This is a genomic window from Priestia sp. P1_B12_1 (genome assembly GCF_056406695.1).
On record NZ_JBFTZR010000001.1, the window covers coordinates 423035 to 439646 of the forward strand.

Below are 16612 nucleotides of genomic sequence, written 5' to 3' on the forward strand. Positions count from 1 at the left end.
TTTCTTTGGTTTTTCAGTCCAAATCAAGCGTTTTATCATGAAAAGAATGGAAGTTTCATACCCTTTTTCTTGCCTTTTGACATATTTGTCATTTGTTTCATCATTTTTTTCATGTCTTCAAATTGTTTAAGCAAACGGTTAACTTCTTGTACAGAACGTCCGCTTCCTTTTGCAATACGCTTTCTTCGACTTGCATTAATGATTTCAGGGTTTGTTTTTTCCGCTTTCGTCATAGAACGAATAATTGCTTCTACATGATTAATTTGCTTTTCATCAACCTGCAGGTTTTTGAGCCCCTTTACTTTATTGGCGCCCGGAAGCATACCAATCAGCTCATCAAGCGGTCCCATTTGACGCACCTGAGCAAGTTGATCTAAAAAGTCATCAAATGTAAATGACTGCGTGCGCAGCTTAGCTTCAAGCTCTTTTGCTTTTTCAGCATCTACATTGGCCTGAGCCTTTTCGATAAGCGTCAGCACATCACCCATACCTAAGATACGGGAAGCCATACGCTCTGGATGGAATGCTTCAATAGCATCCATTTTTTCTCCAAGACCGACAAATTTAATTGGTGTATCGGTTACTGCACGAATAGAAAGCGCTGCACCACCGCGCGTATCGCCGTCTAGTTTCGTTAATACAACTCCAGTTAATCCTAATTGCTTATTAAAGCTATCCGCAACGTTTACTGCATCTTGACCCGTCATCGCATCGACAACAAGGAAAATTTCGTCTGGGTTAGAAAGCTCTTTGATCTGTTCTAACTCCTCCATTAGATTTTCATCAACATGCAAACGTCCCGCTGTATCAATTAATACATAATCGTGATGCTCTTCTTTCGCATGAGCAATAGCTTGTTTCGCAATCTCCACAGGACTTACTTGATCACCTAATGAAAAAACAGACATGCTAAGCTGTTTTCCTAGTGTTTCAAGCTGTTTAATAGCTGCCGGACGATAAATATCTGCTGCTACAAGCAATGGATTACGGTTATATTTTTTACGTAATAAATTGGCAAGTTTACCGGTTGTTGTTGTTTTACCTGCACCTTGAAGTCCAACCATCATAATTACAGTTGGAGCTTTCGGAGCTACTGCAATCTTGCTTTGCTCTCCGCCCATAAGTGCAGTTAATTCTTCTTGTACAACCTTAATAACTTGTTGTCCAGGCGTTAAGCTCTTAAGAACGTCTTGACCTACAGCACGTTCGCTTACGCGCTTAACAAAGTCTTTTACTACTTTAAAGTTTACATCGGCTTCTAAAAGGGCAAGTCTAACTTCACGCATCATTTCTTTAACGTCAGCTTCGTTAACTTTTCCTTTTCCTTTTAACTTTTGCAGTGTGCTTTGCAAACGGTCGGCTAATCCTTCAAATGCCATATACGCCGCCCCCTAATCTAATTTCTCGAGCGAATCAAGAAGAGAAGAAAGCTTACTATTCTTGTGTAAGTCGGCTGCAAGTTCGTCTTTCAGTTGTTGAACAATTGATTGACGCTCTTGAAACCGTTGAAATAACAATAGCTTTTCCTCATATTGTTCAAGCATTTGCTCTGTACGTTTTATATTATCATAAACTGCTTGACGACTCACATCAAATTCTTCCGCTATTTCACCGAGGGAATAATCATCCAAGTAATAAAGTGACATATAACTTCTTTGTTTGGGCGTCAACAGCGCCTGATAGAAGTCAAATAAGTAATTCATTCTTGTTGTTTTTTCGAGCATATGCACGCTCTTTTCAACCATCTGACCGCCCCCTTGTTAAGTGAAAAGCCTTTACATGTTATTAGTTTAACTAGGCGAGGTTTGAATGTCAAGTTTTTTCCTTAACACCTCACATTTTCCCACTTAAAAGAGATGGAGACATAACTAAATTACTTCAATTTAAAGACGAATAAATATGAAACCTGCGTCCATCCTACTAATAAAAAATCCGAACGATGAACCGTTCGGATCTTCCTTCAACTAAGATACTTATATCCTAGCCTCTTTTTAGATTACGCCTCTTTTTCTGTTTCTTCTTCTACAGCATTGGCAAATAATCCATAAATATATTGCTCCGTGTCAAACGGCTGAAGATCGTCCACTTTTTCTCCAAGTCCAACGAATTTAACAGGAAGCTTCAGTTCGTTTCGAATGGCAAGAACAATTCCACCTTTAGCCGTACCATCTAGTTTTGTCAACACAATTCCCGTCACGTTCGTTGCTTCTGAGAATGTTTTAGCCTGACTTAAAGCGTTTTGACCCGTCGTCGCATCAAGTACAAGCAGTACTTCATGAGGAGCACCAGGAATTTCTCGCTCAATAACACGCTTTACTTTCTCTAATTCTTTCATTAAATTCACTTTATTTTGAAGGCGGCCTGCTGTATCACATAGTAAAACATCTGCTTTTCGAGCCTTGGCTGACTGAACAGCGTCATACATGACAGCGGCAGGGTCAGAACCTGCAGATTGCTTAATAACATCAACACCAACGCGTTCTCCCCATACTTCTAACTGCTCAATCGCACCAGCACGGAACGTATCACCTGCTGCCATTACAACTTTTTTGCCTTCTTGTTTGAATTTATGCGCAATTTTCCCAATTGTTGTTGTTTTCCCAACGCCGTTTACCCCTACAAACAAGATCACTGTTAAATCATTTTGCTGCATATTCAGTTCACCAATCTGCTCTTCACCAGACTCATAAATGTCAATTAATTTCTCAGAGATAACAGCCTGCACATCTTGAGGATCCTTAATATTACGGCGTTTCACTTCCGATTTTAAGTCATCAATTAAATCCAACACGGTAGCCACACCGACATCAGCACTAATTAAAATTTCTTCTAATTCCTCAAAAAACTCTTCGTCTACTTGACGATAGCGAGACACTAGATCATTCACGCGTTCTGAAAAAGAATTGCGCGTTTTTGATAGTCCATCTTTAAATTTTTGTGTAACAGAATCGGTTTGCATTGTAATTTTTTCTTTTAGTTTCTTAAAAAAGCTCATTCGTACCACCCTTTCATTCTATGAGTTAAACATATTGCTTTGATTCTTCTAAACGAACAGAGACTAATTTCGATACGCCAGATTCTTGCATTGTCACACCGTACAGTACATCAGCTTCTTCCATTGTACCTTTTCGGTGAGTAATAACAATGAACTGTGTTTGATTACTAAATTTGCGTAAATACGTAGCGAAGCGATGAACGTTTGCTTCATCAAGCGCCGCTTCCACCTCATCTAGCACACAAAACGGCACCGGACGTACTTTCAAAATAGAAAACAGGAGGGCAATGGCTGTTAACGAACGCTCGCCGCCTGACAGCAACCCTAGATTCTGCAGTTTTTTCCCAGGAGGCTGGGCAACAATTTCTACACCTGTATTTAATAAATCTTTCGGATCTGTTAATTTCAAATCCGCCTTTCCTCCTCCGAATAGGGAAGAGAACACTGTACCAAATTCATTGCGGATACGAGTGAACGTATCAGAAAAACGTTTCTTCATTTCCTCGTCCATTTCTTCAATCACTTGATACAGCGTATTTTTCGCTTCGTCAAGGTCCGCTCGCTGCGTATTTAAAAATTCATAGCGCTCTGAAACGCGTTCGTATTGTTCAATAGAACCTAAGTTTACGGTTCCTAATTCATCAATTGCCAGCTTAATGAGCTTGATTTTTTTCCTCGCTTCTTGAATATCTAATGTTAAAGGATATTTTTCTTTTGCTGCTTCAAAGCTAATTTCGTACTCTTCTGTCAGCTGCTGCAGACGGCTGTCTAGCTCTACGTCAATTCGATTGATTTTGACTTCTTCATCTTTTAAAGCATCCGTAATTTGTTTGTACTGACGCTGCAGCTCTTTTACAACCCTCTCTTCGTCTTCAAGTTTATTCTGGGCTTTCAACCGCTCTGATCTGCAGTCATCCATTAATTGTAACGTTTCTGTCTTTTCTTTTATTCGCTCATGCGCCGCTTCTTCAAGCTTAAGTTCACCCGAGTCATTGCTCGTGATTTCACTCGTTAAAAGAGAAAGATCATCTGTAGCTTCAGACAAACGCTGAATGGTTTGATCAAGCTCAAAGCACACTCTTTCATATTTTTCTTGCTGATTTGTGAGGAACTGTTCTTTTTTCGCAAGAAGCACTTTTACTTCTGTAAGCTCATGTTGAACCGTTTCTTTAGACGTTTGCTGTGTATGCTTGCGTGCAGCTAACTCTTCAATGTTTTTCTCTAACACATTTGCCTGCTGCTGATTTCCTTGCAAACTCGTATGCAGCTCATCAATTCGAGCGGACAAGCTTGTTTGATCTTGTCTAAAGCTAGCAATATCATGATCGTACATGGTTAAACGGTCATTCACTGCTTTTTCTTCGATGTCAATTTGCTTTACTTCTCGATCAGATTCCTGCTCTTTGTCTTTCAAGCGTTCCACAAATGCCTGCTGTTTATTAATTTCCTGTTGAAGCTCTTCAATCTGTGACTTTTTATCTTTTACATCTTGCTCGAGCACAAGCGTCTTTTGTTCCATCTCTTCTATTTTTGCCGTAATGGCTTCCACTTCACGCTGACGGCCTAGTAAAGAGTTGGACTTTTGCTTCATGGAACCCCCTGTCATCGAACCACCGGGGTTGACGACATCTCCTTTAACGGTCACAAAACGATAGCGATGCTGCACAAGACGGGCAAGTTCATTTGCACCTTTTAAATCATTGACAACAATAACGGTTCCAAGCAAATTTTTAATAACTCGGTCATAGGTAGCTTCGTATTTAACAAGAGATGAAGCGATCCCTACATACGCTTCGTGACTCTCTAGCATAGAAATAGTTTGAGCCGGAACATAACGGTCTTTTACAGACGTCAGTGGTAAAAATGTAGCTCTCCCGTAACCATTTTGTTTCAAAAAGCCAATTGCCTGACGTGCACTTTGTTCGTCTTGAACGACAATATGCTGAGCTGCTCCTCCAAGCGCAATTTCAAGCGCTGTTTCATACTCTTTTGGAACATTGATTAACTCAGCAATGGCGCCTTTGATACCTGCAAGCTTCTCATCACGCGCTTTTAACACTTCTTTTACACCGTGAAAATAACCTTCATAGTCTTCTTGCATCTCTTCAAGCATTTCTTTTCGTGATTTTGTCTGCTGCACGTACTGATAAGCTTGATAAAGCGTAGACTCTTGTTTACGATAGGCTTGCCTTAATGACTCAAGCTTCTCTCCTTGCTGCTTATACACGTGTACAGCCTGCTGAAGCTCTTGACGAAACTGAGCAAGCCTTTTGATCGCCGCTTCTTTTCGCTGCGTTAATTCACGGCGCTGTTCTACGTATTGCTCGTTGGATTTTGTTAAACGCTGCTCTTTTTCAAACGTTTGCATTTTTTGCTGCTCTAAAAATGAAATTTCATTTCGAGCGGATGTTTGAGCGTTCGCTAATTCAAAATACTCGCTTTTCATCTGTTCAAGTTTTTCTTCTAGATTCTCGCTGTACTGCCTGAACAGCTGTTCCTGCTCAGTAAGCTTTAGACGTATCTCTTGTACTTCTTTTTGAGATTGCTCAAGATCTTTTCCTTCGCTGTCTTTTGCTTTACTTAGCTCTTGATGCTTATGAGTATACTCTTTTACTAAACGTTCCAGCTGCTCTTTATTTTGAAAGGCGTTTTTCTTACGCTCTTTTAATACTTCTTTTTTGCCTTCTAGCTTTTCTACTTCTTCACTTACATATAGTAGTTTTTTATGTAAAGAGTCTAGTTGTTCATCTATTTGCTGAATGTGCAAACGAAGGGTCTGGATTTCTCCTTCACGCGTGCGAATATTCGTCGCGAGAGATTCTTCGAGCTGCTCGTGCTGAGCCATTTCAGCTTTTAATTTTTCCCATTTCTGATGAAGATCTTCAACTTCAAATACCGTAACAGCCACATCAATGTGCTCTAATTCTTCTTTTTTCTGCAAATAATCTTTGGCAATAGACGATTGAATCTGTAAAGGCTCTAACTGACCTTCAATTTCATGAAGAATATCTACCACTCGATTTAAATTTTCTTGCGTTTCGAGAAGTCGAAGCTCCGCTTTTCGTTTACGCGTTTTGTATTTTAATACACCTGCTGCTTCTTCAAAAATTTTACGGCGCTCGTCAGATTTACTGCTTAGTACTTCTTCTACTTTTCCTTGACTAATAATCGAAAAAGCTTCTCTTCCAAGTCCTGAATCCATAAATAAATCGACAATATCTTTCAAGCGGCACGGCTGGTTGTTAATAAAAAATTCACTGTCTCCTGAGCGGTACACGCGCCTTGTAATACTAACTTCATGGTAGTCAAGCGGGAGAAACTGGTCATCATTTTCTAACGTAAGCGTTACGTCAGCAACATTTACTGCACGGCGCGATTCGCTTCCTGCAAAAATAATGTCCTCCATTTTCCCTCCACGAAGCGATTTGGCTGACTGTTCTCCAAGCACCCAGCGTATGGCATCCGTAATGTTGCTTTTTCCGCTTCCATTCGGTCCTACTACCGCCGTTACACCTGGCACAAAATCTATCGATACTTTTTCTGCAAACGATTTGAACCCTGCAATATCTAATCGTTTGAGGAACATAGAAATCCCCCCTCACACATGTAATTTTTTCATAGCAAATCCCCCTTTATAACGAATACGTTAAGAGGGGGATCATTTTATTTCGTTTGACTTGCTCTAATTTTCGTAATAGCTACTTGAGCTGCTTTTTGCTCTGCTTCTTTTTTCGAACGCCCTACACCAACGCCGAGCTCTTCACCATTTAACGATACGCGAGATAAGAATTCGCGATTATGCGCTGGACCTTTTTCTTGCAAAACTTTGTATTCTAAGTGTCCAACTCCATCACGTTGAATCACTTCTTGAAGCTGGCTTTTGAAATCCATCACATGAGAAAAAGCACCTTCATTAATTTTTGGAAAGACAACTTTTTTTAGAATCGTTACTACCGTATCAAGCCCTTGGTCTAAATAAAGAGCTCCGATAAATGCTTCAAACACATCGGCCAGTAAAGCCGGTCTAGATCGGCCGCCTGTCATCTCTTCACCTTTTCCAAGTAACACTAGTTTACCAAAATCCATTTCATTTGCAAAAGTAACAAGCGACGGTTCGCACACAACTGCTGCACGAAGCTTCGTTAACTCACCTTCACTCATCGTTGGATATTTTTTAAATAGAAATTGCGATACGGTTAGCTCTAATACGGCATCTCCTAAAAACTCAAGACGCTCGTTGTCTTCATACGGTCTTCTGCGATGCTCATTCACATAGGATGAATGTGTAAATGCTTGAAAAAGAAGCGCTTCATTTGTAAACTGAATACCAATTTCCTTTTGAAACTCTGCAAAATTTTGCTTGAATTTCACGTTTATCTTTCGATCTCGATTTGAATATTGTTTAGGCATAAAATACCTCCGCTTACCTGCTTCAATTGTTTCGTAGTTTTTTCCTAACATCTCTCATTATAAAACGAGGTATCCTAAAAGATACACTACCTTTTCAAAAAAAAGAGGTCTTTTTTTGAAATTCTTAAAAAGAAGAGAAAGCCCCGCTGTTTAACGGGGCTTTTCATACATATACTACAGATTAAATTTGGCTCTGTATGTAATTAACTGCATCTCCTACAGTTGAAATTTTTTCAGCTTCTTCGTCAGAAATTTCGATATCGAATTCCTCTTCAAGCTCCATTACAAATTCAACTACGTCTAGAGAGTCAGCACCTAAGTCTTCTTTGAAACTAGATTCTAGTTTCACTTCACTTTTGTCTACACCAAGACGATCAACAATGATTGTTGTTACGCGTTCTAGTACCTCTGCCATTGTTCTTCACCTCCCCTCAAGTCATTATAGATGATTTCCATCTAAAATACTATGGTTGAATAATAAAGTTTATCGGTCGCCTAGTAAACGTCCCTTTGTACTTTATCACCAAATTACACTTTTCGTAAAGTGCCTTTTTTACATCACCATTCCGCCGTCAACGTGAATCGTTTGACCCGTAATATAGCGGCTTGCATCTGATGCTAAAAACGCAACTGCGTTCGCAACATCCTCAGGCTGGCCGAAGCTTGCAAGAGGAATTTGCTTTAACATTTCCGCCTGCACTTCTTCATTCAATTTATCCGTCATGTCTGTTGCAATGAAACCAGGAGCAACTGCATTCACTGTAATATTGCGGCTTGCTAATTCTTTGGCAGTTGTTTTTGTTAAACCAATCACTCCTGATTTTGCTGCTACATAATTTGCTTGTCCAGCATTACCGCTGACGCCGACAATTGATGAAATATTAATGATGCGTCCTGCGCGTTGCTTCATCATTTGACGAGTAACCGCTTTTGTACACAAAAATACGCCTTTTAAGTTTGTATTAATAACATCATCCCATTCGTCTTCTTTCATACGCATAAGAAGATTATCACGTGTGATGCCCGCGTTGTTCACTAAAATATCTACTGAACCAAATGTAGAAATCGCTTCTTTTATCATTGCTTGTACAGAATCACTTTCCGCCACATTCGCTTGTACAGCAATTGCATCCGTTCCTAATCCTTTAATTTCATCCACTACTTCAAGAGCTTTCGCTTCACTGCCAGAATAGTTTACAACTACTTTAGCACCAAGCTTTCCGAGCTCAATTGCAACGGCACGACCAATTCCGCGAGAAGCGCCTGTTACAACCGCAACTTTCCCTTGTAACATGTTATTCTCCCCCTTTTAGTGCTTCAATCGTTGATTTTAATGATGTAAGATCATTAACAGCATAAACAGCCGCACGGCGATTTACTTTTTTCACAAGACCTGATAATACTTTTCCTGGTCCAATTTCAACAAATGTATCTACACCTTCTGCAAGAAGTGTCTCAACTGTTTCTTCCCATCTCACTGGAGAATACAGCTGTTCCACTAGCTTGTTTTGAATATCTTGACTGTCAGTAACCGGCTTTGCTGTTACGTTTGCTACGACTGGAACTTTCGCATCGCTAAAGCCCACTGTTTCTAGCGTATCACGTAGTTTTTCAGCAGCTGGCTTCATTAAACTAGAGTGGAACGGACCGCTTACCACTAGAGGAATCACGCGTTTTGCGCCTTTTTCTTTGGCAAGAGCTCCAGCTTTTTCTACGCCATTTACCGTACCTGAAATAACAATTTGACCCGGACAGTTAATATTTGCAAGCTGAACAGCGTCGCCTTCGCTTGTAATTTGAGCGGTAACAGCTTCTAGATCTTCTGCTGACATGCCAAGCACTGCTGCCATTGTACCTTGACCTGCTGGTACAGCTTCGTCCATATAGCGACCTCTTTTGTGAACAGCAGCAACGGCATCTTCAAACGATAAAACCTCAGCAGCCACAAGCGCACTGTATTCTCCTAGACTGTGACCCGCAACAAAATCGGGTGTAATTCCGCTCGTTTTAAATGCTTCAAGCAGCATTGTACTCGTTGTTAAAAGAGCAGGTTGAGCATGATAAGTTAACGTCAATTCTTCTTGAGGCCCTTCAAAAATAATGTTTGAAAGACTGAACCCTAAAGCTTCGTCAGCTGTATGAATCAGCTTTTTCGCTTCCTCGGTTCCATCATATAAATCTTTTCCCATACCAACAGTTTGTGACCCTTGGCCTGGAAAGATAAAAGCAATTTTCCCCATTTCTTATCTCTCCTTTTCTTCATTAGCAGTTTGTTCGATTGCTTTTTGAATAGTGGAAGACACATTGTTTTCCACCATATTCACAGCTTGCTTAATCGCGCTAAATACTGCATTCGCATCCGACGAACCGTGCGCTTTGATAACAGGCGCATGCAATCCAAACAGCCCTGCGCCTCCATATTCACTGTAATCCATTTTCGCTTTTAACCCCTGCAGCTGAGGCTTTAGCACCGCTGCGGCTAACTTGCTTTTTAACGTGCTCATTAATTCTTGTTTAATCATAGAAAACAAGGAAAGCGCCGTTCCTTCAATGCTCTTAAGAGTCATATTCCCTGTAAAACCATCTGTTACAACCACATCCGCTACGCCGTTTAGCAAATCACGGGATTCCACGTTGCCTACAAAATTGAGATCAGCATTTTTTAGCAGCTGAAAGGCTTGCTTTGTTAAATCATTTCCTTTTTTATCCTCAGTTCCAATGTTCAGCAGCCCCACTCTAGGAGCTTGAATGCCGCGTACTTTTTCGGCATACACAGACCCCATCACAGCGTACTGGAGCAAATGTTCAGGCTTGGCATCAACGTTTGCACCAACGTCTAGCATTAAAAAGCCTTTTCCATCTAGTGTCGGAAGCGTCGGAGCAAGTGCTGGACGTTCAATGCCTTTGATACGACCTACAATAAAAAGTCCCGCTGTCATTAGCGCACCTGTGTTTCCTGCTGAAATACAGGCATCCGCACGACCTTCGGACACTTCATTTGCCATTAATACCATAGATGCTTGTTTTTTACGGCGCACAGCTCGCACTGGCTCATCAGTTGCATCAATGGTTTCTTCTGTATGAATAATTGAAATACGATCTGAATTTGTTAAATACTTTTTTATTTCTGATTCGTTTCCAATTAACGTAATATGTAATTCTTTAAATTGAGCAGTAGCTTTTTCTACACCTTCAATAATGGCTTTCGGTGCATGATCTCCGCCCATTGCATCAATAGCTAGTTTCATGTTGCGTCTCATCCTTTTTATTATTTATCCTTTGTAGAACGATACATTTTAAAAGTGCCAGAGAATACTTGCTCTTGCCCTACATAGCTGTTTACCTCAACGGTGGTTCGCACTTCACTAGTTGACAGAACTTTCGCTTTTGCTATCACTCGTTCATGAAGCTTAACAGGGCGATGATAACGGATCGACGCATCTGCTGTGAGCGCTAGTTCATTGTTAATAACAGCGACAGCTAACGAATTAGCTTGCGCAAAAAGGTGGTGACCACGAGCAATTTGATTACGCTGAAACACATGCTCTGTTTTCACATCAAAAATAGATATCGCTGATTGATCTAGTTCAATGTCGATAACTTCTCCAATTACTTCTTCAATCGGAAGCGAACGCACTTCCTCGTCTAGTTGTTTTGAAGCTACATGCTTAATACGTTCTCGCAGTTCAGGAATCGACAACTCTAGGCGGTCTAATCGAATTGTTTGAACGCTCACTGAAAAACGGTCTGCTAGTTCTTCATCCGTAATAAATGGGTTTTCTTCAATTGTCGTTTTTAATAGCTGCTGTCTTTCTTTTTTACTGCGCTTCATTGTCCACCATCCGAACTTTTAATACTAGGTACTAATAGCAGTATATAATCATTGCCTTCTAATTGCAACATTTTTCACATGCTGTATTCTGTGCATTGACGTCGTAGTAATGGCCACCAGCCGCTAACTCTTTCACTCTAAGCCGCTTTTTATCTTTATAGACGAAAAGAGATTGTCACTTCAATCTAAAGATGAACAAATGGGATAAAGGAGCTCGTATAAATTGCTTGTTACACCGCTGCTGATTTCCGTGCAAGACTTCGCTTTCCCCGCAGGAGTGCCATGCCCTTTACTTAACAGTTAGAAGCACCTACATACCCATCACATACATGAAATCTACGTTCATCACCACAATGAAAAAAATCCGAACGATTGATCGTTCGGATTTTCCTTCAACTAAACTACTTTGTTTCAGTCTCTTTTACTAATCAAATTTTTCTCCAGTCAATACGCCCGTTGCTTCTAGTTGTATTCTCAGCAGTGCAAACTGATCTTCTGTCCAAAAGCTGTCGGAATTTACAAGCTTAGCAGCATCTTCTCGAGCTACTTCAAGCGCACGGTAATCGTGCACCATATCGGCTACTTTAAACTCAGGCATCCCGCTTTGTTTTCTGCCAAAGAAATCACCAGGTCCACGAAGCTCTAAGTCTCTTTCTGATAATACAAATCCATCGTTTGTTTCCGTCATAATGGTCATTCGTTCTTTTCCAACTTCTGATTTCGGATCCGCCAGCAGAATACAATACGACTGTGCATCTCCTCGTCCTACGCGTCCTCTTAGCTGATGAAGCTGAGATAACCCAAAGCGCTCTGCATCATAAATGACCATCACGGTTGCATTCGGAACGTTCACTCCTACTTCTACAACCGTTGTTGATACTAAAATCTGCACGTCATTTACGCTAAACTGTTTCATCACTTCTTCTTTTTCATCAGGTGACAATCTTCCGTGCATGAGACCAACGCTTGCTTTTCCATTAAAATAGTGAGTGAGTGTTGCATGTACATCAATTGCATTTTGAACATCCAGCTTGTCCGATTCTTCAATCAACGGACAAATAACGTAAGCTTGTCTGCCGTCATGTATTTCTTTTTCAACGAAATGTAAAATACGTTCAAGCATATCATGTTTTACCCAGTATGTTTCAATTGCCTTACGTCCTGCTGGCATTTCATCAATAATGGACACATCCATTTCTCCAAACACCGTAATAGCAAGAGTTCTTGGAATAGGAGTCGCCGTCATAAACAGTACATCCGGACTCTCTCCTTTTTCACGTAAAACCCGGCGCTGCCCAACTCCAAAGCGGTGCTGTTCATCCGTAATGACGAGCCCTAAGCTATTATATATAACTTCGTCTTGAATTAAGGCATGTGTACCTACTAATACATGAACATCTCCGTCTTTCACTCGCTGAAGCAGCTCTCTTCTTGCTTTTCCTTTAACAGACCCTGTTAGCAAGCCTACGCTGATTCCTACCTTTTCAAGCATCGTAGTCAATGACTCAGCATGCTGTTCAGCTAAAATTTCAGTCGGTACCATTAAAGCACCTTGATGCCCTGCTAAAACAGTGGCGTATAAAGCAACCGCTGCTACGACTGTTTTACCTGACCCTACATCACCTTGCAGCAAGCGATTCATGCGATAAGGCGATTTCATATCGTGCGTAATTTCGTTTACTACACGTTTTTGAGCGTTTGTTAACGGAAACGGCAGCAAGTTCGTGAAGTTTACCAGCTCAGTTGAATCAAACGCTTGCTTCATTCCAGGCGTTTCTTCTCTTTCGCGCTTTCTAAGCGCCTGCATTTTTAATTGAAAAAGTAGAAATTCTTCATAGACAAATCGACGTCTTGCTTGTTTTAAATCTTCATGATCACGAGGTAAGTGAATACTTCTAACCGCTTCTTCACGCGTTACTAGTTTGTATCTAGAACGAATAGAAGCCGGGAGCATATCCTGAATGCTGCTGCCATAATTCTTCAACGCAAGAGAGACGAATTTCCGCATTCCTTTGACCGTTAAGCTGCCTTTAACCGAGTAAACAGGCTCAATCGTTTGATTTTTAACAAACGGAGAAAATTGAAGCTCCTGCAAGTTAATCGTTTGCCGATGCTGATCCCATTTCCCCGTAACCGTAACAGTTTGATCGATTTCTAACTTTGATTTATAGTAAGGGCGATTAAAACAAGTAACCGTAATCAAATAGCGGTTTACTAGCAGCCGAAACGTCAGGCGCGAACGTTTTTTTCCGTAATACGTAAGCGAGGGGACGCTGTGAACCTTTCCTTCTACGGTGACCTTTTCGTCGTGCTTTGCTTCAGCCAAATCTTTTAACTCATAATCTTCATAGCGGTATGGGAAATGTTCTAACAAGTCATGCACACTGTGAATATGCATATCCTCTAATGCTTGTGCTGTTTCCTCTCCAATACCTTTAATGGTTTTAATTGAAATAGTTGTTAGTTCATTCACTTTTATTTAATGCAATACCAAAGATCTTCGCTTCAAGCTCGCGACCTGTTGGTGTTGCCGCTAAGCCTCCTTGTGCAGTTTCTCGTAATGCAACCGGCATTGTTTGACCAATTTTATACATAGCATCAATGACTTCATCACATGGAATACGACTTGTAATGCCTGCTAAGGCCATATCTGCTGCAATCATTGCATTCGCCGCTCCCATTGCGTTTCGTTTCACACATGGAACTTCTACTAGCCCCGCTACTGGGTCACATACTAATCCTAGCATATTTTTGAGAGTAATTGCCATTGCTTCAGCTGCCTGACTAGGTGTACCTCCTGCCATTTCAACAATCGCTGCAGCTGCCATACCTGAAGCTGAACCAACTTCTGCTTGACATCCGCCTGCTGCTCCTGAAATAGACGCATTATTGGCTACAACAAACCCAAAAGCACCTGATGTAAATAAAAATTCAATCATTTCTTTACGAGTTGGGTTTAGCTTATGTTGCACTGCAAACAGCGTTCCTGGCACTACCCCCGCAGATCCAGCAGTAGGGGTTGCACAGATTGTCCCCATTGCCGCATTTACTTCGTTTGTCGCTACAGCTTTGCTGACTGCATCTAAAATTAAATTTCCAGATAAAGATTTTCCACTTTGAATATAGTTTTGAAGCAGCACTGCATCTCCGCCTGTTAAACCTGTAACAGACTGTACCCCTTTTAAACCGCGTTCAACCGCTTCTTCCATAACCGTTAAGTTCCGGTCCATTTTTTCCATGATTTCTTCACGAGTAACTCCCGTGATATCTATTTCCTGTTGAATCATAATCTCTGCAATTTTTACATTTTGACTTTCTGCTAATTCTACTAGTTCTGCTACGTTTCGAAACATAGTAACCTCCGCTATTATTCTGTCTTATTTTCACTTCAGAATCATCTATAACCACTCGGCTCCAGTTATTCTCTCAAACCGTTCCTATTGGCTCTATCCTACTCCACCATTCTTGTTACTTGAATAATGTGAGGCAATGTTTTTAACTCTTCAATTACATCATCTTCAATATTGGTATCCATTTCAATTGCCATGAGCGCTACTTCTCCGCGCTCTTTGCGAGATACTTCCATATGTCCGATATTAATTGAGTGTTTCATCAAAATATTCGTAACGGTCGCAATGGCACCAAATCGGTCATTATGCACAACGAGAATAGCTGGATTCATGCCTGATAAATTTAATTCAAATCCGTTCAGCTCCGTAATTTGAATTTTCCCTCCGCCAATTGAAATTCCAACAACTTCAATTTCCTTTAATCCGTCGCTCATTTTAATGCGAGCAGTATTCGGATGATCTGTGATTGCTGCTTCCTCAACAAACGTGACGTCCATCCCTTCCTTTTTAGCTAAGTCCAAAGATTGCGGAATACGCTGGTCGAACGTATCAAAATCTAAAATACCGCCAATCAGCGCTACGTCTGTTCCGTGCCCTTTATACGTTTGAGCAAAAGAACCGTACAGTGAAACCACAACTTTTGTGGGCTGCTTGCCAAAAAGCGTTCGGGCAACGCGTCCAATACGCGCTGCACCAGCTGTATGTGAGCTAGATGGTCCAATCATTACCGGACCAATAATATCAAAGACAGATTTATATTTCATAAGGATTTTCCCCCTGCTATTTAGACATTGTTATTACTTATATGTTACTTGAGCTTTTGACTTTTTGGAAGCTTTGTTTCACGCTCTTAAAAAATTTAAAAATTCTCATTTTTATTAGGGGTTCACGCACAAAAAAAGCAGTGTATTTATCTATGAAAATAAGATAAGCACACCGCTTTTTTTACTATATTATGCAGGAAAAGATGAATTACTTAAGCTGCTTCTTGCTCGGAAGCTACATCGTCTACTGTTTTAATTTTAAAGTTTTTAAAAACAACCGAACCTATAAATCCAGCTAATGCTCCCGCTAGTGCGCAAAGCACTGCACAAATTGTGACCTTCATAGGGTCATTAAACCCAAACATCACTGCAAGTCCTGCGATTGGCGTTGCCGTGCCTGCAGCATCATTTACCAATCCGAACAGAGCCACAACCACACCGGCCATTGCACCTCCAACAAAGTTTGTAATGTAAATAGGAATTGGATTTGCTGAAATAATATTCGCTTGCGTTAAAGGTTCAACTGCAACTGAAATGGTTGTACGACGATCCCCAATTTTTAATCGATCAAACAGCACATAGTTCATAAAAGAAGAACCAAACACAGCAAGAGCTCCAATCGCCATAGGCAATCCCGTTAACCCTAGCATAGCCGTTAAAGCCATTGAGCTAAGCGGAGCCGTTGCTACTACTGTAATAACTCCCCCTAAAATAATTCCCATCAAAATAGGGCTAGCACTTGTTGTATCTTTGATAATTCCTCCAATATTTAAAAGAGTCGCATCTACAATAGGTGAGAATGCATTACCAATTAATCTTGTTAAAGGTGCCGCAATTAAGATGTTGCCTAATAAGTCTAGACCAGCAGGTGCCTTTTTCTCAATAAATTTCACTACAAATGCCATGAGGTATCCCGCAAAAAATCCAGGGAGCAAGCCTAGCCCTGAACACACCACTCCCATCATAAGAGCATATACAGGAGATACTCCTAACGCCAAAGCAACTAGTGCTGCCGCCGCAACTCCTCCCATTCCTCCTGCAGCCTTTCCAACTTCACCCAAGAATGAAATACCTAGTAAATCTCCTCCTACATATGACTGAAAGGCCTCTACGAGAAACGCAGCTACCGCTCCGCTTGCGAGAGCCCCCATTGCTTTCATGCCATAAGGTGCCTTGTTGCTAAACAACCAAAATAAAAATAAAACTAATAATAATAAACCTGTTCCTTTTAAAATATCCACTGTTGTCTCTCCTCTCATGC

The 16612-nt window shown here is 40.8% G+C and carries 14 protein-coding genes; all 14 read right to left on the reverse strand.

The window, feature by feature from the left end; all coding sequences use genetic code 11:
* Positions 1-35: 35 nt before the first annotated feature.
* The 14 genes from ffh to AC1D0Y_RS02285 all read right to left on the reverse strand — a co-directional run bounded on the left by ffh (position 36) and on the right by AC1D0Y_RS02285 (position 16592).
* Positions 36-1379 (reverse strand): signal recognition particle protein, encoded by a 1344-nt coding sequence (gene ffh, locus AC1D0Y_RS02220; RefSeq protein ID WP_013058900.1) that lies wholly within the window; start codon positions 1377-1379, stop codon positions 36-38.
* 12 nt (positions 1380-1391) lie between these two features.
* Complete coding sequence (locus tag AC1D0Y_RS02225) at positions 1392-1724, reverse strand: putative DNA-binding protein (RefSeq protein WP_025750337.1); 333 nt, start codon at positions 1722-1724, stop codon at positions 1392-1394.
* Between the two features lie 272 nt (positions 1725-1996).
* On the reverse strand, positions 1997-2995 hold the full coding sequence (gene ftsY, locus AC1D0Y_RS02230) for a signal recognition particle-docking protein FtsY (protein WP_013058902.1): 999 nt from the start codon (positions 2993-2995) through the stop codon (positions 1997-1999).
* Between the two features lie 25 nt (positions 2996-3020).
* A complete protein-coding gene (smc, locus tag AC1D0Y_RS02235; protein WP_028410798.1) occupies positions 3021-6581 on the reverse strand; it encodes a chromosome segregation protein SMC in 3561 nt (1186 codons plus the stop codon).
* A gap of 77 nt (positions 6582-6658) precedes the next feature.
* Positions 6659-7405: a ribonuclease III gene (gene rnc, locus AC1D0Y_RS02240; protein ID WP_028410797.1), complete on the reverse strand. Its 747-nt coding sequence runs from the start codon at positions 7403-7405 to the stop codon at positions 6659-6661.
* 181 nt (positions 7406-7586) lie between these two features.
* The gene (gene acpP / locus AC1D0Y_RS02245) at positions 7587-7820 is read right to left on the reverse strand and encodes an acyl carrier protein (RefSeq protein ID WP_013058905.1); all 234 of its coding nucleotides are present in this window, start codon (positions 7818-7820) and stop codon (positions 7587-7589) included.
* 138 nt (positions 7821-7958) lie between these two features.
* Complete coding sequence (gene fabG / locus AC1D0Y_RS02250; protein WP_013058906.1) at positions 7959-8699, reverse strand: 3-oxoacyl-[acyl-carrier-protein] reductase; 741 nt, start codon at positions 8697-8699, stop codon at positions 7959-7961.
* 1 nt (position 8700) lies between these two features.
* Positions 8701-9645, reverse strand: a complete 945-nt coding sequence (fabD, locus tag AC1D0Y_RS02255) for an ACP S-malonyltransferase (protein ID WP_098526077.1) — start codon at positions 9643-9645, stop codon at positions 8701-8703.
* 3 nt (positions 9646-9648) lie between these two features.
* On the reverse strand, positions 9649-10653 hold the full coding sequence (gene plsX, locus AC1D0Y_RS02260; RefSeq protein WP_217598345.1) for a phosphate acyltransferase PlsX: 1005 nt from the start codon (positions 10651-10653) through the stop codon (positions 9649-9651).
* 20 nt (positions 10654-10673) lie between these two features.
* The gene (fapR, locus tag AC1D0Y_RS02265; RefSeq protein ID WP_013058909.1) at positions 10674-11237 is read right to left on the reverse strand and encodes a transcription factor FapR; all 564 of its coding nucleotides are present in this window, start codon (positions 11235-11237) and stop codon (positions 10674-10676) included.
* A 424-nt stretch (positions 11238-11661) separates the two neighbouring features.
* Positions 11662-13710, reverse strand: coding sequence for an ATP-dependent DNA helicase RecG (recG, locus tag AC1D0Y_RS02270; protein ID WP_060745965.1), 2049 nt, complete (start codon positions 13708-13710; stop codon positions 11662-11664).
* On the reverse strand, positions 13703-14590 hold the full coding sequence (gene sdaAA / locus AC1D0Y_RS02275; RefSeq protein WP_013084817.1) for an L-serine ammonia-lyase, iron-sulfur-dependent, subunit alpha: 888 nt from the start codon (positions 14588-14590) through the stop codon (positions 13703-13705). Before sdaAA ends, recG begins: the two co-directional genes overlap by 8 nt.
* A 98-nt stretch (positions 14591-14688) precedes the next feature.
* Positions 14689-15351, reverse strand: coding sequence for an L-serine ammonia-lyase, iron-sulfur-dependent subunit beta (gene sdaAB / locus AC1D0Y_RS02280; protein ID WP_013058911.1), 663 nt, complete (start codon positions 15349-15351; stop codon positions 14689-14691).
* Between the two features lie 212 nt (positions 15352-15563).
* Entirely contained in the window at positions 15564-16592 is a 1029-nt protein-coding gene (locus tag AC1D0Y_RS02285; protein WP_028410793.1) for a PTS sugar transporter subunit IIC, read from the reverse strand.
* Between the last annotated feature and the right edge of the window lie 20 nt (positions 16593-16612).